At 62.3% G+C, this 20,406-nt stretch carries 21 protein-coding genes and 2 pseudogenes; 17 read left to right on the top strand and 6 right to left on the bottom strand.

Annotated features, from left to right (window positions below):
- Positions 1-63 precede the first annotated feature (63 nt).
- The 3 genes from ACYQ0R_RS07345 to ACYQ0R_RS07335 all read left to right on the top strand — a co-directional run bounded on the left by ACYQ0R_RS07345 (position 64) and on the right by ACYQ0R_RS07335 (position 3,241).
- Positions 64-882, top strand: a complete 819-nt coding sequence (locus tag ACYQ0R_RS07345; RefSeq protein WP_459822043.1) for a nucleoside phosphorylase — start codon at positions 64-66, stop codon at positions 880-882.
- A gap of 205 nt (positions 883-1,087) precedes the next feature.
- A complete protein-coding gene (locus tag ACYQ0R_RS07340; protein ID WP_459822041.1) occupies positions 1,088-2,269 on the top strand; it encodes an NAD(P)/FAD-dependent oxidoreductase in 1,182 nt (393 codons plus the stop codon).
- Between the two features lie 48 nt (positions 2,270-2,317).
- Complete coding sequence (locus tag ACYQ0R_RS07335) at positions 2,318-3,241, top strand: inositol monophosphatase family protein (RefSeq protein ID WP_459822039.1); 924 nt, start codon at positions 2,318-2,320, stop codon at positions 3,239-3,241.
- A gap of 77 nt (positions 3,242-3,318) precedes the next feature.
- Here ACYQ0R_RS07335 and ACYQ0R_RS07330 read toward each other — a convergent pair whose 3' ends face one another.
- Positions 3,319-3,978: an HAD family hydrolase gene (locus ACYQ0R_RS07330; protein ID WP_459822037.1), complete on the bottom strand. Its 660-nt coding sequence runs from the start codon at positions 3,976-3,978 to the stop codon at positions 3,319-3,321.
- A gap of 252 nt (positions 3,979-4,230) precedes the next feature.
- Between ACYQ0R_RS07330 and ACYQ0R_RS07325 the strand changes: the two genes are divergently transcribed.
- Positions 4,231-5,340, top strand: a complete 1,110-nt coding sequence (locus tag ACYQ0R_RS07325) for a transcription initiation factor IIB (protein WP_459822035.1) — start codon at positions 4,231-4,233, stop codon at positions 5,338-5,340.
- On the opposite strand, the gene engB is transcribed toward ACYQ0R_RS07325, so the two are convergent.
- Positions 5,337-5,957, bottom strand: a complete 621-nt coding sequence (gene engB, locus ACYQ0R_RS07320; protein ID WP_459822033.1) for a GTP-binding protein EngB — start codon at positions 5,955-5,957, stop codon at positions 5,337-5,339. The genes ACYQ0R_RS07325 and engB overlap by 4 nt on opposite strands.
- Positions 5,958-6,020: 63 nt before the next feature.
- Complete coding sequence (locus ACYQ0R_RS07315) at positions 6,021-6,692, bottom strand: DUF4013 domain-containing protein (protein ID WP_459822031.1); 672 nt, start codon at positions 6,690-6,692, stop codon at positions 6,021-6,023.
- An 84-nt stretch (positions 6,693-6,776) separates the two neighbouring features.
- On the opposite strand from ACYQ0R_RS07315, the gene ACYQ0R_RS07310 reads away from it, so the two are divergent.
- Both ACYQ0R_RS07310 and ACYQ0R_RS07305 read left to right on the top strand, forming a co-directional pair.
- Entirely contained in the window at positions 6,777-7,547 is a 771-nt protein-coding gene (locus ACYQ0R_RS07310) for a 5-formyltetrahydrofolate cyclo-ligase (protein ID WP_459822029.1), read from the top strand.
- Between the two features lie 168 nt (positions 7,548-7,715).
- Positions 7,716-8,273, top strand: a complete 558-nt coding sequence (locus ACYQ0R_RS07305) for a hypothetical protein (RefSeq protein ID WP_459822027.1) — start codon at positions 7,716-7,718, stop codon at positions 8,271-8,273.
- Positions 8,274-8,517: 244 nt separating this feature from the next.
- On the opposite strand, the pseudogene ACYQ0R_RS07300 reads toward ACYQ0R_RS07305, so the two are convergent.
- A pseudogene (locus tag ACYQ0R_RS07300) lies at positions 8,518-8,742 on the bottom strand (IS630 family transposase); the annotation flags it as partial.
- 72 nt (positions 8,743-8,814) lie between these two features.
- Between ACYQ0R_RS07300 and tnpC the strand changes: the two are divergent.
- The gene (gene tnpC, locus ACYQ0R_RS07295; protein ID WP_459820641.1) at positions 8,815-10,269 is read left to right on the top strand and encodes an IS66 family transposase; all 1,455 of its coding nucleotides are present in this window, start codon (positions 8,815-8,817) and stop codon (positions 10,267-10,269) included.
- Between the two features lie 12 nt (positions 10,270-10,281).
- On the opposite strand, the gene ACYQ0R_RS07290 is transcribed toward tnpC, so the two are convergent.
- A complete protein-coding gene (locus ACYQ0R_RS07290) occupies positions 10,282-10,734 on the bottom strand; it encodes a transposase (protein WP_459822025.1) in 453 nt (150 codons plus the stop codon).
- A 25-nt stretch (positions 10,735-10,759) separates the two neighbouring features.
- Positions 10,760-11,233 (bottom strand): helix-turn-helix domain-containing protein, encoded by a 474-nt coding sequence (locus ACYQ0R_RS07285; RefSeq protein ID WP_459821791.1) that lies wholly within the window; start codon positions 11,231-11,233, stop codon positions 10,760-10,762.
- A 338-nt stretch (positions 11,234-11,571) separates the two neighbouring features.
- Here ACYQ0R_RS07285 and ACYQ0R_RS07280 point away from each other — a divergent pair.
- The 10 genes and pseudogenes from ACYQ0R_RS07280 to ACYQ0R_RS07235 all read left to right on the top strand — a co-directional run.
- Positions 11,572-12,751 (top strand): annotated as a pseudogene (locus ACYQ0R_RS07280) (RNA-guided endonuclease InsQ/TnpB family protein); the annotation flags it as partial.
- A gap of 57 nt (positions 12,752-12,808) precedes the next feature.
- Complete coding sequence (locus ACYQ0R_RS07275) at positions 12,809-13,282, top strand: helix-turn-helix domain-containing protein (protein ID WP_459821791.1); 474 nt, start codon at positions 12,809-12,811, stop codon at positions 13,280-13,282.
- The gene (locus ACYQ0R_RS07270) at positions 13,242-13,937 is read left to right on the top strand and encodes an IS630 family transposase (RefSeq protein ID WP_459825705.1); all 696 of its coding nucleotides are present in this window, start codon (positions 13,242-13,244) and stop codon (positions 13,935-13,937) included. Before ACYQ0R_RS07275 ends, ACYQ0R_RS07270 begins: the two co-directional genes overlap by 41 nt.
- Before the next feature lie 284 nt (positions 13,938-14,221).
- Positions 14,222-14,599, top strand: coding sequence for a hypothetical protein (locus ACYQ0R_RS07265; protein WP_459822024.1), 378 nt, complete (start codon positions 14,222-14,224; stop codon positions 14,597-14,599).
- Between the two features lie 23 nt (positions 14,600-14,622).
- Positions 14,623-15,471: an electron transfer flavoprotein subunit beta/FixA family protein gene (locus ACYQ0R_RS07260; protein WP_459825703.1), complete on the top strand. Its 849-nt coding sequence runs from the start codon at positions 14,623-14,625 to the stop codon at positions 15,469-15,471.
- Positions 15,468-16,556 (top strand): electron transfer flavoprotein subunit alpha/FixB family protein, encoded by a 1,089-nt coding sequence (locus ACYQ0R_RS07255; RefSeq protein ID WP_459822022.1) that lies wholly within the window; start codon positions 15,468-15,470, stop codon positions 16,554-16,556. Before ACYQ0R_RS07260 ends, ACYQ0R_RS07255 begins: the two co-directional genes overlap by 4 nt.
- Positions 16,553-17,938 (top strand): FAD-dependent oxidoreductase, encoded by a 1,386-nt coding sequence (locus ACYQ0R_RS07250; protein ID WP_459822020.1) that lies wholly within the window; start codon positions 16,553-16,555, stop codon positions 17,936-17,938. The genes ACYQ0R_RS07255 and ACYQ0R_RS07250 overlap by 4 nt, the downstream gene beginning before the upstream one ends.
- Positions 17,935-18,270 (top strand): ferredoxin family protein, encoded by a 336-nt coding sequence (locus ACYQ0R_RS07245; RefSeq protein WP_459822018.1) that lies wholly within the window; start codon positions 17,935-17,937, stop codon positions 18,268-18,270. Before ACYQ0R_RS07250 ends, ACYQ0R_RS07245 begins: the two co-directional genes overlap by 4 nt.
- 102 nt (positions 18,271-18,372) lie before the next feature.
- Entirely contained in the window at positions 18,373-18,528 is a 156-nt protein-coding gene (locus tag ACYQ0R_RS07240) for a DUF2080 family transposase-associated protein (RefSeq protein ID WP_459822017.1), read from the top strand.
- 5 nt (positions 18,529-18,533) lie between these two features.
- Positions 18,534-20,342: a zinc ribbon domain-containing protein gene (locus tag ACYQ0R_RS07235; protein WP_459822015.1), complete on the top strand. Its 1,809-nt coding sequence runs from the start codon at positions 18,534-18,536 to the stop codon at positions 20,340-20,342.
- Positions 20,343-20,406 lie beyond the last annotated feature (64 nt).

The following is a 20,406-nucleotide window of genomic DNA, read 5'->3' as shown; positions in this document are numbered from 1 at the left end:
TCCGGCCTGACGGGACCGTCGAGCCGCAACGACTTTGAGACGGCTCCGAGAAAGCCCGGGAACATGACCGGAGACAGCGAGGACCCGAACGCGGACGTGCAGTACCACCTCGAGGTCGGTCCCGACGACGTCGCCAACGCCGTGCTGCTCCCCGGGAATCCCGAGCGAGTCGACAAGGTGACCGCGCTGTGGGACGGCGCCGAGGAGGTTGCGTACCACCGCGAGTACCGCACCGCAACCGGGACGTACGGCGACGAACCGATCTCCGTAACGTCGACGGGGATCGGCTCCCCGTCGGCGACGATCGCCGTCGAGGAGCTCGCGCGGGTCGGCGTCGACACGTTCATCCGGGTCGGCTCCTGTGGCGCGATCCAGCCCGAGATGGACGTCGGTGACCTCGTGATCACGACCGGCGCAGTGAGACAGGAGGGTACGAGCGCGGAGTACGTCCGGGAGGAGTATCCCGCCAGCGCGGACGGCGAAGTCGTTTCCGCCCTCGTCGCCGCCGCCGAGCGGCTTGGGTACGAGTATCACACCGGAATCACGATGAGCGCCGACTCCTTTTACGCCGGACAGGGGCGACCCGGGTTCGAGGGGTTCGAGGCCGCCGGTTCGGACGCGCTGGTCGAGGAGCTTCGGGCGGCGAACGTGAAGAACATCGAGATGGAGGCGTCCGCGATCCTCACCGTCGCCAACGTGTACGGACTTCGTGCCGGCGCAGTGTGTTCCGTCTACGCCAACCGGGTCACCGGCGAGTTCCGCACGGAAGGCGAGTCCGAGGCCGCCGAGACTGCGAGCCTCGCGGTGAAACTGCTCGGGCGCATGGAGGAGATCAAACGCGAGGTGGGTGTGGATCGGTGGCACGCCGGGCTCTCGTTGTGAACGGAGCGCCGAGACCAGTCGATGCGAGCGCCGCCCGGCACATGAGATTTCTCAGGAGCGATCGTACGAGGTTGGAACACGGGACGGCCAACTCGGCCGACAATCGTCTCACAACTGAGATGCATCCCGTCAGTAGCGGTTAGATCGCCGCACGGACGGCGGTGGTTTCAAAGCGTCTTTATTCGCGCGTCGCTGACCCGGAGCCATGACTACGCAGGTCGTCGTCGTCGGCTCCGGATACGCCGGTGCCGGGGCGGTCCGATCGTTCGAAGACGAAGTCGGCGAGGGTGAAGCCGATCTTACGTGGGTCGCCGAGCACGACTATCATCTCGTATTACACGAGGTGCACCGGGCGATCCGCAACCCCGCCGTCGAGGAGAAGATCACGATCCCGGTCGAGGAGATCAAATCCCACGACACTGACTTCGTGCAGGGTCGCGTCGTCGACGTCGACACCGACGAGCGCATCGTCGAGACGGACGACGGTACGGAGGTGGCGTACGACTACCTCCTGCTGGCCGTCGGCTCCACGACCGCCTTCTTCGGGATCGACGGACTGGAGGAGAACGCCCACCAGCTGAAAGGGCTTGCCGACGCGAAGGGGATCCACAGCGACCTCCGAGACGCGACCGCGGAGGCGACGCATTCTGCACCCGCACGGGTGCTCGTCGGCGGTGCCGGGCTCTCCGGCATTCAGGTGGCCGGCGAGGTCGCGGAGTACCGCGACGATCATCGCGCCCCGATCGAGATCACGCTCGTGGAGGGGTTAGACGAGATCTTCCCGGGACACGATCCGCAGATCCAGAGCGCGCTTCGCAAGCGTCTGGAGGAAGTCGACGTGGAGATTCTGACCGGCGACTTCATCTCCGAGGTCGATGACGACCACGTCTATCTCGGCGGCGGTGCCGAGGACGATGCGACGCGGCTGCCGTACGACGTGTTAGTCTGGACCGGCGGGATCACCGGACAGCCGGAGGTCGCCGACATCGACGTCGAAAAAGACGAGCGCTCCAACCGCGTGTACGCCGAATCCGACTTCACGACGAGCGACGACCGCGTGTTCGCGATCGGTGACGCCTCGCTGGTCGACCAGGGCTCCGACGACGTCGCCCCGCCGACCGCACAGGCCGCCTGGCAGGCCGCGGAGGTTGCGGGTGAGAACCTCGCTCGCGCGGCCCGTGGCGCACCCCTGCAGTCGTGGCGGTTCGACGACAAGGGGACCGTGATATCCGTCGGCGAAAAGGCGGTCGCACACGACGTGAAGGGGCTGCCGATCGACACGTTCGGCGGAACGCCGGCAAAGCTACTGAAAAAGACGATCGCGTCCCGGTGGATCACCAAGGTGTCCACGCCCGGACGCGGGCTGAGCGCGTTCGGCGACATGTAGCTCCAGCGTACTGAAGCGTATCGACCGATTGCGGCTCCCCACCAGCCGATGACTGACACCCGATCGATTTCGGCGCTCGTCGACGTCGCAGCGACGGCAGTGTTACCGGCAGGCGACCTGCTCGCCGCCGAGTTTCGAACCGGACGCGTCGCCGGCGAGTACGGCGCTCACGACGTGAAAACCGAGATCGACGAGCGCGCCGAACGGCTGATCCTCGACGCCCTCGACTACCACGTCCCCGGGCACGCGACGTACGGCGAGGAGACTGGCGGGCGTGGTGACGGCCCGTACACGTGGGTGATCGATCCGCTCGACGGGACGAACAACTACGCCGCGGGATTCCCGTCGTTCGCGACCGCGACATGTTGTCTCCGTGACGACGAGCCGGTCGCAGCCGCGGTGTACGAGCCGCTTCCCGGGTCGCTGTACGTTGCCGGTCAGGGGATGGGTGCACGCGGTATCGAAGCAGCCGAGCTCGACACGCTCGTGGAGACGGGCGATCGGGAGACCGAGACGGTTGCGGTCGAACCGGATGACTCGGTCACGGGGAACCTCGATGGTCCAGTCACCGTCGACATCGACGGACCGGATCCGGCGGGTCGTACCCTCGCCGCCGACAGCGACACCGCGCTCGATCACGGGACCGTCTCCTTCATCGTCGGCCTGCCCGTGGTCCGAAACCCGGAGCGGCGGGCTCGTGCGGATCGGTTGGTGGACGCGGTCGACGCGACCTGCAAGCGCGTCCTCCAGTCGTGGTCCCCCTGCGTCGACTGGGGGCTGCTCGCGCGCGGCGGCACCGAGGCCGTGGTGAGTTTCCGCCCGGATCCGTTCGAGCAGTTCGCGGGAAGCCTTCTCGCTGCCGAATCCGGGGCCACCATCAGAGAATCGGCGGAGCTGTACGTCGCCGCCGCCGACCCCACCGTTGCGGACCAGCTGTACGCGTTGGCTACCGAGCATTCCTCCGGCGGGTAGGTGTGGACTGCGACGTCGTCGTGCTGTGCACGCACGGTCGGACGGGATTTGCGTCTCGTCCCGAACCTCGCCTGCGGTCAAGGCGTGCAGATCTCGTGCAGATCCGCCAAGCCGTCGATCTCCCACGTCGGCCAGACGTTCAGCTCCCAGTCGTCACGGTGTGGCCGGCGAATGAACGCCGAGTCGATGCCGGCGTTGTGGGCGGCTTTTACGTCAGACTCGTTGTCACCGACGAACAGGGCGTTTTCGCCACTCAGATCCGCGAGCGCCTGCTCGATGTAATGTGGGTTCGGCTTGCGGAGCTGCAGGCTGTGGATCGTCGGCTCACGGCCGTACGCCGCCCCGAACCGCTCGAATCCGTCGAAGTGTTCGACGAGGAAGTCGACCGTCTCCTGCTGGTTCGAGGAGACGATCCCCATCTCGACGTCGAGATCTCCGAGCTCGTCGAGGTCGTCGTACGGAGTTTTTCGCCCTTCGCGAGCCTCCACCTGTTGGGCCTTCGAGACGGTGCTGTCTCGCGTCCGCCAGAACCGCGTCGGATCGAGGTCGTACGTCTGGCAAACCGTGCCGACGCTGCCGGGCGTCGCACCGATGGTCATTCGCTCTACGTCGTCCGGGTCCGGATCGTCCACACCGAGGTTCTCGAACGTTTTCCGGGTCGCTTCCCGGAGGACGTCGAATCGCGTGCGGCCGACAAGGACACCGTCGTTGTCGAACACGACGGTATCGTAGGTCATACAACGCGTTCGACCCCTATATTTAAAAGTGTTTCACTGACGCCGGATCGACACAACGAACCCGAATCGAGAAACTCCCGATCGAAACCGCTCAGTCGCCCGGAAACAGTGGTTTCTGTGTCCCTGTTCTCGAACACCGTGGTACGCCACCACACAAACATTTATATACCTGAGGTTCCTAACTGTTCGTGAAGGAAACACGACTGCGACGATACCGTTTTCACCTCCTCGTCGCCGTCGCTTCAGTTCATCATGAGTTCACCACGCTTCCGTGCTCACCAGCACACCGACACGCACGAACAGCACGACGCCGCACGGGATCGGCCCGAACGCGGCGAACGAGCCGAACGCCGCGCCGACGACCCGGCGACCCGCGACGAGGAGCCGACGGACCGTCCCACGGAGACGAACGAAAGCGAGAAGACGACCGAATCGGCGCTCCTCTGTCCGGAGTGTGACGGCGATCTCCGCAGCGAGGGCGCCGAGACGGTCTGTACCGAGTGCGGTCTCGTCGTCGAGGAGGACGAGATCGACCGCGGGCCGGAGTGGCGCGCCTTCGACAGCGCCGAGCGCGACGAGAAAAGCCGCGTCGGTGCCCCGACGACGAACACGATGCACGACAAGGGGCTGTCGACGAACATCGGCTGGCAGGACAAAGACGGGTACGGCAACACGCTCTCGAACAGCCAGCGGCAGAAGATGCAGCGGCTGCGCACGTGGAACGAGCGGTTCCGCACGCGCGACTCGAAGGAGCGCAACCTCAAGCAGGCGCTCGGCGAGATCGACCGCATGGCCAGCGCTCTCGGACTGCCGAAGAACGTCCGTGAGACCGCCTCGGTGATCTACCGTCAGGCGCTCGACAACGATATGCTCCCCGGGCGGTCGATCGAGGGGATCGCCACCGCGAGCCTTCACGCCGCCGCGCGTATGGAGGGCGTGCCGCGCTCGATCGACGAGGTCGCACACGTCTCGCGGGTTGACGCCGAGGAGTTCAAGCGGGCGTACCGCTACATCAACAAGGAGCTCAAACTGGAGATCCAGCCGGCCGACCCCGAGAGCTACCTGCCACGGTTCGCCAGCGACCTTGACGTTCCGGACGAAACGGAACGGCTCGCCCGCGAGCTGCTCGCGGAGGCCAAGCGGCGGAACGTCCACAGCGGAAAATCGCCCGTCGGGCTCGCGGCCGCCGCGTTGTACGCGGCGGGACAGCTCACCAACGTCGACCTCACGCAGAGCGAGGTCAGCGAGGTGACCGACATGAGCGAAGTGACGATCCGGAACCGCTATCAGGAGCTGCTCGAGGCACAGGGATCAACGTTCCCCGGCGGCGCGAGCGAGAACGAGACCGGCGCGGCCGTCTAGGAGACGAACTTCAGCAGGTCGTCACGGTTGTGCGCGTGGAACCGCTCGCGCAAACACTGTTCTAAGGCGTCGATGTCGCCCCGTTTCGCACAGACGGGCGCGATAGTGTCCGACCACTGCTGCCACGGCGGGTACAGTCCGAGCCGGTCACACACTTCGTCGAGACGCTCGTCGAGGTCGTCGATCTTGTCAGTCTTATTTACGGCGACGATCGGCTCGATGCCCACGTCCTCGAGGAACTGAAACATCTCGACGTCGTGGGGAACGTTCCCCCGCTCGCGATGACGGTCGATGATGTCGACCGCGCTTTTCCCGTCGATAACGACGACGCCCGCGAGGATCGCGTCCGCGTTCGCCTCCACGTATCGGACGACGTTCGCTTTGATCTCCTCGCGGCGATCCGCCTCGACGCCGGACATGAACCCGAACCCCGGCAGATCCGTGAACATGAACGACTCGCTCGCCCAGTCGTAATGGTTCGGCTTCCGGGTAACGCCCGGCTTTCCACCCGTCGAGAAGTCGTGCCCCGTCAGCTCCCGCATGATCGTGGATTTCCCGACGTTCGAGCGCCCCACGAGAACGACTTCGGCGTCACGGTCCGGCCGGTCTTCGAACATGGTCGGTACTCCGAGTCTCAGACTTTTAAGTACCGCGTCACCGTCGCCGCCTCGGTGTTCGCGTCAGGCCGATCCGGCGGCGAGTTCGTCGCTCCGTGCGCCGAACGCGATCCCGAACATGCGGAACACGGCCACCTGACCGTAAAACTGCACGAACGGCACGAGCACGAGTCCGATAACCGTCACGGCGAGGATCCCGGTCGCGATCCAGAGCACGAACGCCACGACGAGCGGCATGAGCACGGCCACGAGGTAGTCGACACTCAAAAGCGTCGGCTTCAGGAGACCGATATCGAAGGCGGCAGCCGCGTCGTCGCGAACGGCGTACGCGGTGAGCGCGGCCGGAACCGCGTAGTACGCCAGAAACACCACCGGGATGAACGCAAGGGCCCCAAGCAGTCCGAGCCCACCGATGAGCGCCCCCGCGTCACCGCCTATCACTCCGCCGGTGCCGATGACGACCATGACGAACAGTGCGTAGGCGATCATCGGCAGAATGACGTACGCTAACGCGATCACCGTCGCAACGATCCCGCGAACGAGCAGATCTCCCCACTCCTCGAACTCCGGCGGGGTCTCCTCGCCCGCCACGGTCGACTCCAGCACCTCGACGAAGTATCCGAAAAGCAGGAACGCCGGAATGACGAGCCAGGAGAGGAATCCGAGCACGCCGCCGATGATCACACGTCCGATCCAGTCGCCCCGCACGGGATACGACAGTCCATCCTCGAGCATATCGCCGAATGACACACATTCGATACATAAAAGCAGCGTCACCCTTTCGGTGCGGCGGCTCGAAGCGTCGTCGAGAAACGACCGATGGAGAAAGACGAGGTTCGTGAGGCAGTGTGGGACGTACTGGAGGACAGCGGGGACGCTCGGTTTCCGTTCCCGCCACACGGTCGCATCCCAAACTTCGCCGGCGCGGAGGGTGCGTGTGACCGACTGGTCGAGACGCCGGAGTGGACGGCTGCCGAGACGCTCAAATGCAACCCGGACGCACCGCAGCTTCCCGTTCGTCGGGCTGCACTCCGGGCCGGAAAGACGGTGTTCATGGCACAGCCACGGCTTCGCGATCCACAGCCGTTCCTCCGACTCGACCCTGTCGACGTCGACGACATCGACGAGGCGACGACCGTTTCGGGCGTATCGAAACACGGCGTACCGGTCGGTCCGGATGCGGTTCCCCACGTCGACCTCGTGGTCGCCGGCTCCGTCGCCGTGACGACCGCCGGTGCGCGGATCGGAAAAGGCGAGGGGTACAGCGACCTCGAGTGGGCGGTGCTCCGCGAACTCGATGCGGTCGACGACTCGACACGTGTCGCCACGACGGTCCACGAACGACAGGTCGCCGACGAGTCGCCGTCACCGATTCCGGACCCGACTGTGCTCCCCGACCCGGACGACCACGACGTGCCTCTCGACCTCGTCGTGACGCCGGACCGCGTCGTCCGGACGGAAACCCCGTATTCGCGTCCCTCGGGCATACATTGGCACCTGCTCGACCCCGAGAGGCGATCCGAGATACCCGTGCTCGCCGAGTTCGCCCCCGACGGCGACGTCGGTGTCCACCGACAGGGGGGCGGTTGATGGGATGTCATGAGAACACACCTCGTTTCCGGTGAAACGGGAGTCGGCGTCCCGGGGAGCGAGAGGTTGGCGATATCGGCGAGATCGATGGCGAACCGGTTCCCGTCGAGAGGCGTTTCGCGTTCCATCGACACAAGACACAAGAGCTCACGGCCGTATTTCCCGGATATGCAACCCTCCAAGGAGCGGGAGGCGTCGGACGGCGACCCGCTCGACGAGCTCGATGAGCTCCTCGACGACGACATCGCGGGCGACGACACCGCCGGGACGGACGGGGACGTGTCCGCCACGTCGGACGGGGCGGCGTCCGGAGGGAATCGTGGAAACGGCGGTCGGATCGGCATGGACGGGCGGTGGTTCTCCCTGAAATCGTTCGCGGTCGTCGTGGTCGCGCTGGGGCTCGGCGTGTTCCTTGGTGGCATGCTCCCGCTCGTCGGCGGCACGATCGGCCACGCCGCCGGCGTGTTTCTCGGTGCGTTCCTCGTTGGACTCCTGTTTTCCGCCCGAAAATACGTCGAGACGGGCATTGCCGGTGCGGGCATCGGCGGCGGCAGCGCCCTGATGAACGTTCTCGGCATCGGCTTTCTGCCGATCGGTCTCCAGTACGTTCAGGAGTGGGGAGTCGCGCTGCTCGCGGTCGGCGGCGGGGTCGGACTCGTCCTCGCGATCGTCGGCCACTATCTCGGACGCGACCTCCGCTCCGGAGTCACAGCATCGGTCGAATGACATCCTCCGCGCCGTGAACGGCGCGGTTTCCCCCGTGGGAGTCTCGGCTAGGCCGATTCCCCGGCGGCAACATTCCCGTCGCTGTTGACGGTACTCCGCTCTGTGCGCTGTTGTTTGGGACTTTCCTGAGTGTGTGATGCCTCCAGCCATTCGTGGCTGTCCCACTCCAACCGCACGGGCCGTGCCATCGGCCTGACTGACTGCTCGGTCTGCCGCGCTAAGTGTAGGTTCAGATGTGTTCTGACTAGTTCCTCGGCTCAACTGGATACAGCTGCCGTAGCTTGATACGAGCGTCACCGGTGGTAAATTGCCAGTCGATAGGTCGATCAAACGCATTGTGTCGCTCTTCCCACGCAGCGACCTCCGCTCGGAGCGTCGCTGCGTCATAGATACGCCAGTCAAGACACTGCCGTTTGAGCACACCAATCTTGATTTCGGCCATGTTCAGCCAACTTCCTCGCTTCGGCGTAGTTGGATAGCAGTTCCATGTCGAGACGATTTCGTAGCAGTCTCATAGATCGTTCACTACTGCTGAATTACTGTGTCGCTGGGGAGTCGCGGATCAACGGAATCGACAGATTCCGTGATCCGCACCGACGACAGTTCGCTACTCCGCCAGCAGCTCGTAGTCAAGAAGCTTGAGAACCGGCTGCTGCGACGCCAGATTACTGCACAACAACAGAAGATCGAACAGCTTGAGGCTCGCCTCAAGCAGTACGAAAATCCAAACACACCACCCAGTAGACAGGGTGGTGCGGCTAATTCACCAGGCGATGACGACCAAACCGAGGACGAAGACCAAGAACCTGATGAAGACGACGCTGGCGGCGACTCTGACGCCGCCAGCGACTCATCGCCTGGACGCAGCGAAGGTCACGAGGGAACAACTCGAACAGCACCTGAACCAGAAGAGACGATCCTCGTTGATCAGGGATTCTGTCCAGACTGTGAGCAAATCCTCTCTAGCCCTGATAGCTACGTTTCACGGACTATTATTGACGTACCGCTTCCTGTTCCAACCACTGTTACCGAGTACAAGCTCGGCAAACACCACTGTTCTTGTGGTAACGAGGTTGTTGCTGAGCATCCTGACTGTCCCGAAAAGGGGCGGTTTGGGCCAAATATCATGGCCCAAACCGCTCTCGGTCGGTTCCATCAACGACTGCCGAACCGGAAACAGGCCGAGCTGTTTGACTGGGACTTCGACCTTCCGATCTCTCACCGGACGATCTACAACTTGACTAAGCGGGTCGCAGCCGGTCTGCGACCCGCTTACGAGGATGTCAAAGAGAAGATTCGGGAGAGTGAGGTCGTCTACTGCGATGAAACAGGCTTTCCGGTCGATGGAGAACAACACTGGGCGTGGACGTTCGTCACTGATGACGAAGTGCTGTTTTGGGTTGATGAAAGCCGAGGAAGTGGAGTCTTAGAAGACGTCCTCGGCGAGGAATTCGCCGAGGACTCGACGCTCAGTTGTGACGGCTGGTCGGCGTATTCGAGTTATCACACGAAACTGCAGCGGTGCTGGGCGCACCTGTTGCGGGAGGCTGAGTACGTCGCTGAACGGTACGAGGAAGCAGAGCGGCTGTCTGAAGAGTTGCACGCACTCCACGACGATCTAACGACGTTCGTCGAAGGAGATCCGTCCGCTTCCGCCCGCGAGCAGAAGCGGGCGGAAGCATCCTTACACCTGGAGGGCCTGGTGAGGGAAGGTTACGAGGCCCAAGAGGTTCAGCAGCTGATCAAGAAGATCAGCAATGGCTTGGGTCACTGGCTGACGTTCGTGACCGAACGGGGTGTTGATTCAACGAATAATCGCGCAGAGCGGGCTCTGCGCGAGCAAGTAGTCCTTCGGAAGATGTTTCGGACCCTGCGTTCGGCAGAAGGGGTCCAGATTCACGAGACAATAACAACGATGTTGGCGACGTGGAAACGACGAGGACTTGATCCACCTGAACAGCTCCAGTCAATTCTGGGTGGGAGAGAACTTCGGTAAGGACGAGAGGCATCACTGTGCGGTGTATCTTTGTCTTGCTATCCAACTACGCTTCGGCGTGTAGTGGAACTCGAATCGATCAAGATACGCTTTCGCTTGCTCCGGTGGGAAGAACTCGTAGAAGGCAGCCGGTTTGTGCGTATTGAGCTGATCCATCACAACCCGGATGCGATCAGCATCCGGGTAGTGAACATCTGCCAGCTCAACCATCCGGTCGATCCATTCGGTCGTTCGCCGTCGGTCTGTCACTTCGACAGCCACCCAGCCGGTCAACGGTTCAGTAGTGATGTGTAGCCGCTGTTTCCCGTTACGTTCGTAGCGATGATCGACACGAGCGACCGCTCCCGGTTCGGCCGGGAGCGGATCGCGTTCATGGCCACGAAGTGCCTTGCTTGACTCGTCAAAACAGATGACTGGACGAGTTTCGTTGTACGGTTCGTGGTAAAGAGCAAGCACGTCTTCCATGTAGTAGACGAACTCAGCGTCCAGTTCAGGCGGTATTTCCCAGTAGCTGGAGAGATGCGGTTTCAGGGCGTTTTTTTAGACGGTCTCGGACGGTTTCGTGAGAGATCGACTCGAAGTCGATCTCGTCGAGCATCACGAGTTCATCAGCGAGGAGATGGAGCGTCCAGCGGGAGTGTCCCTCTGGTGGCTCGCTGCAGGCGAGTTTGATCAGTCGCGCTTCAGCATCGCCATCGAGTTTGATTTCATACTCGCGGTCGGGCTTGCGGCGATGAATCGCCGCGAGCCCTCGCTCACAGTAGTTCTTCCGTGCCCGATATGGAGTAGCGATTGAGCAATCGAGGTGCTCACAGATCTTCGAATCTGTGAGCCCTTCGTCTGCTTTCAGGAGAATCCGTGCCCGCGTAATGTCCTCAGCTTTGTGCTCACCGGTCGAAATGAACCACTCGAGCGTCCTTCGCTCCTCATCAGAGAGATCAACAACGTGCTGTTTCCGGCTCATTCCTGTAGATACGCTCCCAGAGAGCTTAAACTAGACAGTCTAAGTCTGAAGCTACACTTACCGTGAAGCGGGAGTGTTCCGATCCTCTATCGGAACCGAACGCCGAACAGGGCGGGCGTGACTCGCGTGCGCTCCACTGAACCATCCACCGCAGCGTTGCTAGTCCTGAGTCTCCAATGATTCTAACCCTGCTTTTAGAACCGCTGTGTAGGCTTCTGAGAGGTCTAGATCGTTCGCTTCTGCATAGTCTTTGACTCGACCACCGAGCGTGTGTGATATATCGATGTTTGGTCGCATACGAAAGGACTTTAAGACTAATGGTATAATAATCTGTCGTCGTGAAGCGTACCAACACCTTCGCCGTGCGCCCGCTTACCGACGACGATGAGCAGGTGCTACGGAAGGTCTTGGACGCTTCTGCCGCGCTCTGGAACGAGATCAACTACCAGCGATTGATGCGGTACAACGACAAAGACGGCTTCGAGGGCGAAGACGTATGGGACGCCGATACCGGTCAGCTCGAAGGCCAGTACAAAGGCGTCCTCGGTGCCTCAACCGCCCAGCAAGTGATTGCGACAAACAGTGAAGCATGGCGGCCGTTCTTCCGACTCAAAGAGCAGTTCCACGATCCTGACAACCAGCAAGTCACAGAACACCCGGAACCGCCGGGGTTCCGTGGCAACGAAGACGATGGGCGTGTTCTCAAAGGTGTCATCCGAAAAGATGCTTACACCGTCGAATGGGGCGACCGATCCCGAGTTGAGTTTGTCGTTGGCGAGGAACTGCGAGACAAACACAGCAGCCCGAAAAGTCGTTTTAGACTCGAAATCGTTGGCGACCCAAACTGGCCTGAATATGACGATCAAAGCAGGTTAGAACTGTGGTACGACGAGACAGATGATGTATTCAGAGCTTCGCAGCCTGTGACTGTTTCTGAGGATGCACAGGCGTCTCAACTGGCCGAGGAATCGGCCGCTCTGGACATTGGCGCGAACAACCTCGTCGCTTGCACCACCACAACTGGTGAGCAATATCTGTACGAAGGGCGTGAGCTGTTCGACCGATTCCGTGAGACGACGCGAGAGATCGCCCGCTTACGGTCCAAAACTCAAAGCAGGCCGGTACAGCAGCCAGCGTATTCGGCAGTTGTATCGCCAGCGCACTCGCCGCCGCGATCATGCCCAAGCCGCACTGTGTCGTGACCTGATCGAACGGTTATACGACGAGGGGGTTGACACGGTGTATATCGGCGGGCTGACCGACGTACTTGACACGCGCTGGTCGGTCGAGACGAACGCGAAAACCCACAATTTCTGGGCGTTCAAGCAGTTTACCGAGCGGCTGGCGACGACCGCCGAAGAATACGGGATCTCTGTTGAAGTTCGATCAGAGGCGTGGACAACTCAAGAGTGCCCGCAGTGTGGGTCAACAGATCGAACCCACCGCCATCAGGATTTGCTGATGTGTCAGTGTGGATTTGAAGGCCACGCCGACGTTACCGCTTCAGAGACGTTCTTAGTGTAGCTTCAGACTTAGACTGTCTAGTTTAAGCTCTCTGGGAGCGTATCTACAGGAATGAGCCGGAAACAGCACGTTGTTGATCTCTCTGATGAGGAGCGAAGGACGCTCGAGTGGTTCATTTCGACCGGTGAGCACAAAGCTGAGGACATTACGCGGGCACGGATTCTCCTGAAAGCAGACGAAGGGCTCACAGATTCGAAGATCTGTGAGCACCTCGATTGCTCAATCGCTACTCCATATCGGGCACGGAAGAACTACTGTGAGCGAGGGCTCGCGGCGATTCATCGCCGCAAGCCCGACCGCGAGTATGAAATCAAACTCGATGGCGATGCTGAAGCGCGACTGATCAAACTCGCCTGCAGCGAGCCACCAGAGGGACACTCCCGCTGGACGCTCCATCTCCTCGCTGATGAACTCGTGATGCTCGACGAGATCGACTTCGAGTCGATCTCTCACGAAACCGTCCGAGACCGTCTAAAAAAACGCCCTGAAACCGCATCTCTCCAGCTACTGGGAAATACCGCCTGAACTGGACGCTGAGTTCGTCTACTACATGGAAGACGTGCTTGCTCTTTACCACGAACCGTACAACGAAACTCGTCCAGTCATCTGTTTTGACGAGTCAAGCAAGGCACTTCGTGGCCATGAACGCGATCCGCTCCCGGCCGAACCGGGAGCGGTCGCTCGTGTCGATCATCGCTACGAACGTAACGGGAAACAGCGGCTACACATCACTACTGAACCGTTGACCGGCTGGGTGGCTGTCGAAGTGACAGACCGACGGCGAACGACCGAATGGATCGACCGGATGGTTGAGCTGGCAGATGTTCACTACCCGGATGCTGATCGCATCCGGGTTGTGATGGATCAGCTCAATACGCACAAACCGGCTGCCTTCTACGAGTTCTTCCCACCGGAGCAAGCGAAAGCGTATCTTGATCGATTCGAGTTCCACTACACGCCGAAGCGAGGAAGTTGGCTGAACATGGCCGAAATCAAGATTGGTGTGCTCAAACGGCAGTGTCTTGACTGGCGTATCTATGACGCAGCGACGCTCCGAGCGGAGGTCGCTGCGTGGGAAGAGCGACACAATGCGTTTGATCGACCTATCGACTGGCAATTTACCACCGGTGACGCTCGTATCAAGCTACGGCAGCTGTATCCAGTTGAGCCGAGGAACTAGTCAGAACACATCTGAACCTACACTGAGGGCGGGACTCTCTCGCTGTATTGGGTAGCACGGACCGAGCGCGGCCACCTCGAACGGTTCGACTCGCGCGAGAGCCGAGCTGGATTCCGTGCCGAGCCGATCAGTTCTCGCGTTCTTTCGGCGCGAATTCTTCCGTTTGAGCGGTCGATTCGGAGGTTCACCGACGACCGATCGGTTCCGATAGGGGGTAGCCGCTCTATTTAAAAAACTGTACATTGAACCCCTGTCGTTACCGCGCTACAAACGTATTCTCAAATATGGGACACCGGAACCCGGACCCACCACCGAGCGGGGACTCGTCCCCGTCCGGCCCGGATCCCGAGAGCCGATACGTGCTGACGTACGAGGACGCTGTCGGAGACGAACAGCGGTTCGACAACTGGCTGATGGAGTGGATGCTCGACTGGACGGCCGAACCCGAGGTGCGCCGCATCGACGTCGACGCCGACAGCGGTGATGAACGGATCGTCATCGACATCGACTCACACGATCGCGTGACGCCGGAACGTCACTGTGGGCTCCTCCACGAGCTCGACGGCCGGGTCACGGGGCTCACGCTCCGACGAGAACCGCCGACGTCGACCGCCTGTCCGGTCGGCGTCGAGGACGACTGTACGATAGAGGTGCACGGATGACCGACCACGAGGAAACGACCACGATGGACGACGACAACCACGAGGCCGTCGATACGGACCGAGACGGTCCGTCGGACGGCGACGACGGATGGCGGATCGTCGTCGGAGTCAAGCAGGTACCCGACTCCGACGAAGTGAAGATAGACCCGGACACGGGAAGACTCGACCGCGCGAACGCCCCGGCAGTGCTCAACGCACCAGACAGGGACGCTCTGGAGGCGGCGCTGTCGATCCGCGACGAGGTCGGTGGCACCGTCATCGCGTTCACGATGGGGCCACCGACGGCGACCGACGTGCTTGAGGAGGCGGTCGCGATGGGATGTGACGACGCAGCGCTCGTCACGGATCGCGCGTTCGCCGGCAGCGACACGTGGCCGACCAGCTACACGCTGGCGAAGACGGCCGAGTATCTCGAGGCCGACGTCGTCGTCGCCGGCGAGGAGACGACGGACTCCTCGACAGGACAGGTTCCTCCGGGGATCGCCGCCCACAACGGCTGGGCACAGCTCACCTACGTCGAGGAGGTAGACCCGCTCCCCGAGCGGAACCAGCTCGCGGCCCGCCGCGACGTCGAGGGGGGCCACGAGCGCGTTGCGGCCGACCTCCCCGTCGTCGTCGCCGTCGCGTACGGCGAGTTCGAGGCCCGACCCGCGGAGCTCCACCGGAAGATCTACGCCGAGAACGATTTCGAGCCGATGGAGCTCACCGCTGACGACCTCGGGATCGACGGCGACGAGGTCGGCATGGACGCCTCGCCGACGCAGGTCGGCGGCATGGAAACGGTCGAACCCGTCGAACGCGAAAACGAGGTCGTCGACACGCCCGAGGAGCTGCTCGAGGCGATCGTCGACGCCACGGAGGTGGACGCATGAGTGACTCAAACGACACGCAAAACGAGAGCACCGAGACGGCGGCCGCCGAGGAGCTGAGCGAGGTCGATCTCGCGAGCGACGTCTGGGTGTTCATCGAGGAGCACGCGGGCGACGTGATGGCGGTCTCCTGGGAGCTGCTCACGGAGGGACGACGACTCGCCGACGATCTCGACGAGGATCTCGTCGCGCTCGTGATCGGCGAGGACGTCGATGACGTCGCCGACGAGGCGCTCGAACGCGGCGCCGACCGGGTGCTCGTCGCCGACGACCCCGTCTTCGAGCCGTATCGAGCCGACCCGTACGGCACGCAGTTCCGGGAGATGGTCGAAGATCGGATGCCGGGAATCGTCCTCATCGGCGGTACACACACCGGTCGGGACTTCGCGGGCCGCGTCGCCGTCCCGGCCCACGCCGGGCTCACTGCCGACGTGACGGAGCTGGACGTCGACGAGGACGGCCAGCTACTCGCGCGACGACCGGCGTTCGGCGGGAACGTCCTCGCGACGATCGTCTGTCCGGAACACCGTCCGCAGATGGCGACGGTCCGGGCCGGCGTGTTCGAGGCTGCCGATCCGGATCCGGACCGACTCGCCGAACTCGACGACGTCGACAACCGGATCGAGTCGGCCGAGGTGTACGTCGAGGAGGCGGACGCGATCACGGAAGTGCTCGAACGCGACGTCGGCGACCGCGCCGACATCACCGACGCGGACCGGCTCGTTGCGGTCGGCGGCGGCGTCGAAGGTACCCTCGAGCCAGCCGTCGAGCTTGCCGAGGCGCTCGACGCCGAGGTGGCCGCCAGCCGGAAGGCGGTCGACGAAGGCTGGATCGAGGGCGCACGCCAGGTGGGTCAGACTGGCAAAACCGTTCGACCCGACCTGTACGTCGCACTCGGCATCTCCGGGGCCGTGCAGCATATCGAGGGGATGAACGACGCGGAGACCGTGGTCGCCGTCAACAACGACCCGAACGCACCGATCTTCGACCACGCCGACTACGGGATCGTCGGCGACCTCTTCGAGATCGCGCCGCAGCTGGCGGAGCGGCTCGAGGGGAAAACCGATCCCGAGGAGGTGCTCCAATGAGCGACGAACCCGACGAGACGGAAGCGGAGGAAACGCCCCGCGAGCCCGTCGCCGACCCGAACTACGACGGTGCGTTCGACGCGGTGGTCGTCGGCGCGGGACTCGCCGGCAGCGCCGCAGCGGTAACGATGGCCAACGAGGGACTCGACGTCCTGATGATCGAGCGGGGGCGCTATCCCGGCGCAAAGAACGTGTTCGGCGGCGTGTTGTACACGCCCACGCTGCGCGAGCTCGTCGACGTCTCGTCCGCTCCGGTCGAGCGCTACGTGGCGGAAAAGCGATTCAGTATGCTGTCGGAGACGGACGAGACCGCCGTCTCACTGCGCCCCGGGGAGTGGCACGACCCGCCGCACAACGACTCGTACACGGTGCTCAGAGGCGAGTTCGACCGTTGGTTCGCCGAACAGGCGGTCGATGCCGGTGCCGTCCTCCTGACGGAGACGACGGTCACGGACCTGATACGCGACGAGCGAACCGACCGGATCGTCGGCGTCAAAACCGACCGACCGAACGGCGACATCACGGCCGACTACGTCGTGCTCGCCGAGGGCGGCAACTCCCTCGTGAGCGAGGGTGCGGATCTGAAAAAGCCCGAGCGTCCCGAGAACGTCGCGGTCGGCGTGAAGGAAGTGCTGGAGTTCCCACAGCGGGACGGCGTCATCGAGGACCGGTTCCGGCTCTCCGATGACGGCGGCGTCTCGTACCACTACTTCGGCGATGGGGCCGTCGGCGACGCTGTCGGCGGCGGGTTCATCTACACGAACGAGGACACGATAAGCGTCGGTCTCGCGTACTCCATCGCGGACGCGCGGGGTCGACAGCCGAAACCCGAGCAGACGCTCAACGCGTTCAAGTCGCATCCGGCGGTCGCGCCGCTGGTTCGTAACGCCCGGACCGTCGAGTACGGTGCGAAAACGATCCCGGAAGGTGGCCACGAGTCAATTCCGCAGCTCGTTCACGACGGCGCGGCGATCGTCGGGGACGCGGCGGGGCTCGTGTTGAACAACGGCGTCCACCTCGAGGGAACGAACATGGCCGTGGAGAGCGGCTATCTCGCGGGCGAGGCGATCGCGGAAGCTGCCCGGCGCGACCGGACCGACGAGAACGCGCTCCAGTCGTACCCCGACCGGCTCGAGGAGTCGTTCGTCGTGAAGAATCTGGAGCGATACGACTGGCTGATGGAGCGTGTCGAGGAGGATCGTGACCTGATCTTCGAGGAACTGCCACACGGGCTGGCTGACGCCGGCGCGGAGTACTTCCGGATGGACAGGGAGCCGAAGGAGAACCACGCCGAGGAGGCGCGCGACCGCATCCTCGAGACCGTCGGCGGCTGGCGTGGCGCTGCGAAACTGGCATACCGCTACCGCAAGGTGATTCGATGAGCACTGCACCCAACGTACCCAACGTTTCCACGGACGGACCGAGCGTCGAGAACGACACCCTTGAGGACCGGCTGTACACGGTCCGCTACGACGACCCCGGCGACTCACACCTCGACGTGAAGGTGCCCGGGATCTGTGCGGAGTCGTGTCACACGTACGACTGCGTCGAGGTGTGTCCGGCGAACGTCTGGCGCGAGGGTGAGGACGGCGTTCCCCACATCGCCTACGAGAACTGTCTGGAGTGCGGCTCTTGCCGCTGGGCGTGCCGCGAGGGTAACGTGGAGTGGACCTACCCAACGCGCGGTGCCGGCGTGTCGTACAAGAACGGGTAACGTAACTGTTGTTGAATTTGGCAGTAACTAGCAGTCTTCAGTAGCATCTCACGACCCGTCCGACAACAACCTTTAAGTTATAACAAAGTATATACAATAGGTATGGAGGATCGGTTCGAAATTCACGGCCACGAAGTCCTCGAAAACGAAGTCACAACCGTCGGCAACGGCGCACACGTCCTCGTCCCCAAAGACTGGCTCGGCTCCGAAGTCAAAGTCGTCCGCACCACTCCACCAAAACAAGACGACAAAAAGTAAGAAGAATGACCCAGCTCACTACGCAACACCGCGTCCCCGACGAGTACCACAAGGCGTGTAACAGACTCACCACCTTCGTTGAAACCCACGCCCAGCGACTCCTTCAAAAAGAATACTGGAGTGACGCGCACCTCAAAGCCATCCAACAACACACCGGTCAATCCTACACCTACATCCGCGACGACGACATCGACTGCTTCGCGGACACTGAAGAATACCTCTACTCACGGTTCAAACGCTGCGTCTTTCACCGCGTCACCCACGTCCTCGACGCCCACACAGACGAATACCAAGCGTTTCACTTCATCACTGACACCGTCGAAGAGCGCAAAATCCGCAGTATCGGTTGGCAACGCCTCCGCACACATCTCTACGACGAAGACACGCCGTACATCCCGTGGGCGGTCATCGAAGAATGCGTCGAGAAACTCAACCGCTACTACACCCGTCACGGCCACTTTCCCACGAAATACACCGAACTCATCTCAACACCAGAACCGAACGGTACCATCACCTACTCGCCAGACAAAGGCGACCACAACATCCACGACGTGTCCGTCGAAGACGAGAAAATAGTCGTCACGTTAAACGCACCTGACAACCGAGAGCCGTCCACGTACCACGACTGGACGCGCCACGAGATCCGCCTCCCCACCACGACTCGCTTCAGTACTCTTCTCGAAGCTGGGGATGGACTCGGTGCTCCAACCCTCCACCACGATGATGACCACGGTTACGTCCTCGACATCCCCATCGACGTACCCAACGCCGATGTCGGTGGTGAGGAAGACCGGGTTCTCGGCGTCGATCTCGGCGTAAAAAAGCAAGCCACCGCTGTCCCCATCCAATACGACGACGGCGAACACGAGCAGGTCGCCCCGCCATCGTTCATCAACCACCCGTCAAAAGACAAATTGTTCCGCGTCAAAGCGGATGCAGAGGGCATCAACGACCGCCTCGCGGAGCTGCGGCGGCAGGGCAAGGATCACACGAAGCGGTTCGACCACTTGCTCGCGGAGTACCGTCGAACACGGCGGCGGGAACGCCGGCTCCGCCGCCAAATCCAGCACGATGTGGCGAACGAGTTGGTGTGGATCGCCGCTCTCCACGGATGTGAAGAGGTCGTCTTCGAGTCGCTCGGACAGCTCGAAAACGACGACGTGTCGGGGAAGACGGCGTGGAGCATTTCGTCGTGGGCTCGCGGCGACCTCCTCGACCTTGTCGAATACAAGGCGGGGTTGGCCGGACTCGATGTGGAGACGGTGAATCCGTGGGGCACGAGCCGGTTCTGTCCCCGGTGCGGTGAGCGCGGCAAGACGGTGAAAGCACCCGACGATTATACCGAATGCCGGAATGGTGGCCACTTCCACTGTCCCGAGTGCGGGTACGAGTGTGATCGGGATGTTGTGGGGGCGGTGAACGTCGGGCGGAAGCACCTTGACGGATCGAAGATGGAAGGGGCGAATCCCGCTGCCTACACGGCGGAGGGAGACCACGCCAGCTTTCCATCACACCCCTCGGGGTGTGACCGTTCTGACGCCCCCGCAGAGTCACAAACTGCCGGGGTGTCTGGCGTTCAGTCCGCGGCCGACAAACAGGATACAGCGAGCGGTCGTCAGACCCCACAGTCCCGGTGTCGTTCCGTGCCGCTCACGGTGAAGCACGGTCGGGAAGCAAGGAGTGGACTGCATCAAAATCACAGTAGGAATACGGGCTTGCGGCGGCCCAGCGGCAGCATCACACGGTGGTGCCTCCTCGCCAGTACCACTACTACCGATTCAGGCCAGATGTTGCCAAATCCTGCCGAAAATTAGAACGGTAGTCGAGACGACCAGCGGAACGAGTGCCGAACTCGCTTTTCCGACCTCGAGTGATCGA

Source organism: Halorubrum luteum, assembly GCF_054652935.1.
The sequence above is the reverse complement of the archived record's forward strand: the minus strand, read 5'-3'. Positions and strand labels throughout refer to the sequence as shown.